General features: G+C 71.4%; 4 protein-coding genes. 3 read left to right on the top strand and 1 reads right to left on the bottom strand.

The window, feature by feature from the left end; genetic code table 11:
* Positions 1-171 precede the first annotated feature (171 nt).
* From D1643_RS09795 to D1643_RS09785, 3 genes are all read left to right on the top strand, one after another.
* Positions 172-915: a ubiquinone/menaquinone biosynthesis methyltransferase gene (locus tag D1643_RS09795; RefSeq protein ID WP_160710448.1), complete on the top strand. Its 744-nt coding sequence runs from the start codon at positions 172-174 to the stop codon at positions 913-915.
* A gap of 63 nt (positions 916-978) precedes the next feature.
* The gene (locus D1643_RS09790) at positions 979-1,473 is read left to right on the top strand and encodes an S-ribosylhomocysteine lyase (RefSeq protein WP_160710447.1); all 495 of its coding nucleotides are present in this window, start codon (positions 979-981) and stop codon (positions 1,471-1,473) included.
* 192 nt (positions 1,474-1,665) lie between these two features.
* Positions 1,666-2,478: a 5'-methylthioadenosine/adenosylhomocysteine nucleosidase gene (locus D1643_RS09785; RefSeq protein WP_160710446.1), complete on the top strand. Its 813-nt coding sequence runs from the start codon at positions 1,666-1,668 to the stop codon at positions 2,476-2,478.
* Positions 2,479-3,219: 741 nt separating this feature from the next.
* On the opposite strand, the gene D1643_RS09780 is transcribed toward D1643_RS09785, so the two are convergent.
* Complete coding sequence (locus D1643_RS09780; protein ID WP_370520335.1) at positions 3,220-4,557, bottom strand: radical SAM protein; 1,338 nt, start codon at positions 4,555-4,557, stop codon at positions 3,220-3,222.
* Positions 4,558-4,784: the final 227 nt, after the last annotated feature.

Raw genomic sequence — 4,784 nt, 5'->3', positions numbered from 1 at the left:
CGCCGGCGGGCGCCACGGCGCCAGGCGCGCGCGGGGCGGGCGCAAGGGCTACGTGCGCGTGGACGAGGACGCGCCGGGCGCACGGGCCGGCTTCGCGGACGCGGGCCGAAGAGCCGACGCGCCCGCGAAGCCGGCTGACCACATGGAGGAGGACTCGTGAGCGAGGAGGCCCTGAGCATCGACACCGCCACCGGCATGGAGGCGCCCGCCGAGCTGTCGAGCGAGCGCGTGAAGGGCATCTTCTCGTCCATCGCCACCAAGTACGAGCGCTTCAACGCACTGTCGAGCTTCGGCGCCTACCGGCTGTGGCTGGCCGGCATGATGCGCCAGGCCGCCATCGGGCCCGCTGACGACGTCATCGACATCGCCGGCGGCACGGGCGACGTCACCTTCGCCTGCGCCCGGGCCAAGGCCCCGCGCCACATCCAGTGCACCGACCTCGTGCCCGAGATGCTCGACGTGGCACGGGCCCATTACGCCGAGGGGGCCGCGGGCGATGTGCCCGTGGACTTCGCGACGGTAGACGCCCAGAACATCCCCTACCCCGACGCTAGCTATGACGCGATCACCATGGCCTACGGCATCCGCAACATGCCCGAGCGCGAGCGCGCGCTGGCCGAGATGCTCCGCGTGCTGCGGCCCGGAGGCACGTTCACCTGCCTTGAGTTCTCCACGCCGCCGAACCGCGCCTGGCGAGCGCTCTACCACTTCTACCTGCGTCACCTCATCCCGTTCTGGGGCGGGCTCGTGACCGGCGACCGCGAGGGCTTCGTGTACCTGTCGCGCTCGATCAAGGCGTTCCCCGACCAGGAGGCCTTCGCCGCCATGCTGCGCGATGCCGGCTTCACCGATGTGGCCTGGAAGAACTACACCGGCGGCATCGCCGCCGTCCACACCGCCCGCAAGCCGGAGTAGCGGGCGACCGCCCCCCGCGCCCGCCACTCCGCGCGAGCGCACCGTCGAGACTAGGAGCCTTTCATGGAGCGAATCGCCAGTTTCTGCGTCGACCACAACGCGCTGGAGCCGGGCGTCTACGTGTCGCGCAGCGACGCCGACCCGGCCACCGGCTGCGTCACCACCACCTTCGACCTGCGCATGACCGCGCCCAACCGCGAGCCGGTGCTGGACACGGCCGCCGTCCACGCTCTGGAGCACCTGGGCGCCACTTTCCTGCGCAACGACGAGGAGTGGGCCGACCGCGTGATCTACTTCGGGCCCATGGGGTGTCGCACCGGGTTCTACCTGGTGGTGTTCGGCGCCTGCGAGCCGGCGGACGTGGCGCCGCTCGTGACGCGCCTGTTCGAGTTCGCGCGCGACTTCGAGGGCGAGATTCCCGGAGCGCGCCCCGAGGAGTGCGGCAACTACCACGACTCCGACCTGGCCCAAGCCCGCTGGTGGGCTCGTCGCTACGTGGCCGACACCCTGAGCTGCCTGGACGAGGCGCACACGAGCTACCCCGCGCTGCTGGGCTAGGGCGCGGGCGGTGGCGCGAGCGCGCGGCGGGCCTTCTGCGCGAAGCCCGCTCGCCCGCAGGGCCGCGCGCTGCCCCGCCCGCGGGAGCGCGCGACATTGCCCCCCTCCGCCCGCCTCACCAAGCGCGCCGGGCGCCCCCTCCCCTCCCGCCGCATGACTGACCGCCGGCCTTCCCCGCAAAGGAGCAATCTCATGACGAATTCCCCGATCAAATACGGCATCATCGGCGCCATGGACGTAGAGGTGGCGCTGCTGAAGGAGGCCCTGGCCGCAGGCGCCGGTGCGCCGGCGCCTGGCGACGCCCTGGAGGCGGCCATCGCCCGCGACCTGCGCGATGCCGGCCAGGCGCCGCTGTCCGCAGGCGGCAGCGCACCCGGCGCCGGCCTGCGCGTCACGACTGTGGCGGGGATGGAGTTCTTCGAGGGCGCCATCGACGACGTGCCCTGCGTGGTGGTGCAGTGCGGCGTGGGCATGGTGAACGCGGCGGCGTGTGCCCAGGAGCTCATCGGACGCTTCGGCGTGGGGGCCGTGGTGAACACCGGCGTGGGCGGGTCGCTCGACGCGGCCATCGACATCGGCGACGTGGTGGTGGCCACTGATACGGTGAACTGGGTGATGGACGTGGCCAACCTGGGCTACGCCCTCGGCCAGACGCCCGGCATGGACACGCTCGCCTTCCCCGCCGACGCGAGCCTGCGCGCCGCCGCCGTCGCCGCGGCGCAGGCCGAGGGAGTCGCCGCCCACGAGGGGCGCGTGGCCTCAGGCGACCGGTTCGTGCGCGACGCCGCCGAGAAGGAGCGCATCGCCGCGGCGTTCGGCGCGCGCTGCTGCGAGATGGAGGGCGCCGCCATTGCCCAGGTGTGCCACTTAAACAGCGTGCCCTGCGCCATCGTGCGCGCCATCTCAGACAAGGCCGACGGCTCGGATGCGGTGGACTACCCCGTCTTCGAGGCCGCTGCCGCCCGCCACTGCGCGGCCATCGTGCGCCGCATGATCGCGGGCTAGCGGACACGCGGCGGCCGGCGGCGGGGTGCGCCCTCGACGGAGTGCCCGCGGCGGTACCGGCAGGATGCGCCCGATCCCGACGCGCCGTCGGCGGAGGGCGAGCGCGCGGCCCGCGGACGGCCGCCGCGCACGCGGGCGCTGACGGCGAGCCAAAGCACGTGGACGCCCCTCGCAGGACGCCCGGAAGAGCGCGCGGCGCCAAACGCGCAGGCGCCCCCACGGGGCGCCGAGGCGACGCGCGATAGCCGACCGCGTGAGATGCGCTCTCGCAAGGCGCCGGGATCGCGGGCGGACGGCGGTCACTGCCACCAAAACGCGCCGAGATGGCACTAATTGGCGTTTTGGTACGGCTGGGGGCCTCAAAGTCAGGCCAATGGGCCACCTGTGTTAAACGCCACCTGGGAAAACGTTCTCAACACGACCGCCCACCGCGGATTTCGGAGCCTCGAACCGTACCAAAACGCCAATTAGTGCCATCTCGCGCCGAAAAAGTGGCAGCGGAACGCCGGGAGAGCGACATCACTCGACGGCCACTCTGCCCGCCTGCCCCGCCGCCGGCCGCAGGGCCGCAGGTCCGTCCTGCCTCAAGCTTCGCGCCTCGACGCCCCGCCGATCCGCCCTCCGCCGCGCCCGCGAACCCGACGCCCCACCGGCCTTCCGACGCCCCCGCGCCCACGGGCTTGGCGTTCTGCCGGCCTGCCCCCGCACCTCGCGCCCCGGCGTCCCGCCGGCCAGCGAGGCCTAGGCCGGGTACTCGAGCTTGAGCTCGCGCAGGCGCCAGGTACCGGCAGGGCCGTCAGGCTGGGCGACGTTGACCGACCGCGCCACGGCCAGCCCGTCGAGCAGCGCGCGATGGGCCGGGTGCACGGCCAGACTGCCGTCCTCGTCGTTCTCCGCGAACGGGACGCCCGCCTCGCGCAGGCGCTCGCGTGCTACCGGCGCATCGCCATCGAACACCTTGAGCGCACGGTAGAAGAAGTCGCCGTCGTCCAGCTGGCAGAGCTCCTCGTCCACCGACGGCGCGGCAGCGAGACTGGCCTGGAGGATCTGGTCGCGATTCTTGTTGTCAAGCGAGCAGTAGTGCACGCCCAGCGAGAGCCCCTCGTCGAGCGCCCACTCCACGAGTTCCAGGCACGCGCGCTCGCTGCCCGCGATGGGCAGGCCGCCCGCGTAGCCGTAGTCGTAGAGCACGGCGAAGGCGGGGTTCTTCACCTTGAAGCCACGACGCCGGTACTCCTCCCAGTCACCGTAGGGGTAGCAGAACTCCAGCAGGTTGATGCCGAAGAGCCCTAGGGAGTCCATGCCGCGCAGGAGCGCGCGCAACGCGTCCTCGGTGCCGGGGATGACCGGCATCTCCACCATGACGTCGGGGATGACCTCACGCGCAAGCGCAAGGGTGGCGAGAGCCTGCTCGATGGCCACGCGATCGGACTCGGGGCCGTCGCCGAGCTTCACCGACAGGCGCATCTCCTGGAGCCCGGCGTCGCGCAAGGCGCGGGCGGCCGACTCGTCGAGGAAGTCTCCGGCGGTGTAGAGGCGCAGGTGCACATCGGGAGCCGCGTCGTGGATGCGGCGGAAGAACTCCTCGGCCTCGGGCTTGTGCAGCAGCGGCTCGCCGCCGGTGAGCGCCGCATGAGTGGGCGCGTCAGGAGCGGCCAGGTACGCATCCACCTCGTCGCGCCAGCCCGGCTTGAGGCGCCGATTCTGCTCGTAGTCCTCCTGGTTGACGTTGAAGCAGAAATAGCAGGAGCGGTTGCACTGAAGCGACAGAAAGAACGACCGGCTGCCGCGATCGCCCGTGCAGGCGAGGCAGGCCGACGAGATGCGTCCCACCGATACGCTGGCACCTCCGTTGCGGAAACGGGCTCCCTTGGCGCGCAGGCGCTCGCGGAGGACGGCCACGGCGGCCGCGTCCTCGTCGCGCGGGGCGAAATCGATGCCGTAGGTAGCCAGGCCCTCCATCCACTCGCGCTCGATGGCGGCGTACTCTTCCAGCCATGCGGCCAGCGTGGGACGTGTGGCGAGTGCGGCGGGATCAGGTGCGGGAGAAGAGCTGCAGGAGGCAACGGAAGCGTTCACGGGCGTCCTTTCGAGGCGACAGCTGCGAAAAAAGCAGGGCCGGGCGCAAATTCGCACGGTTTTGCACTGCATAGAAGCAGAATAGCGCGCCTCGAAACGACTGGCCGCCGCAAAACCCCAGGTCGCGAAAAGAACAGGATCCGCTAAGACGCTGATACGGGGTGCAGGCGGGTGCAAAACCGTTCGAATTTGCATTGAGAGCGGAGACATAGGGGGGGGGTCCGGGG

This window comes from Enterorhabdus sp. P55, assembly GCF_009911695.1.
Taxonomy (GTDB): Bacteria; Actinomycetota; Coriobacteriia; order Coriobacteriales; family Eggerthellaceae; genus Enterorhabdus.
This window is presented reverse-complemented; position numbering and strand designations above follow the sequence as displayed.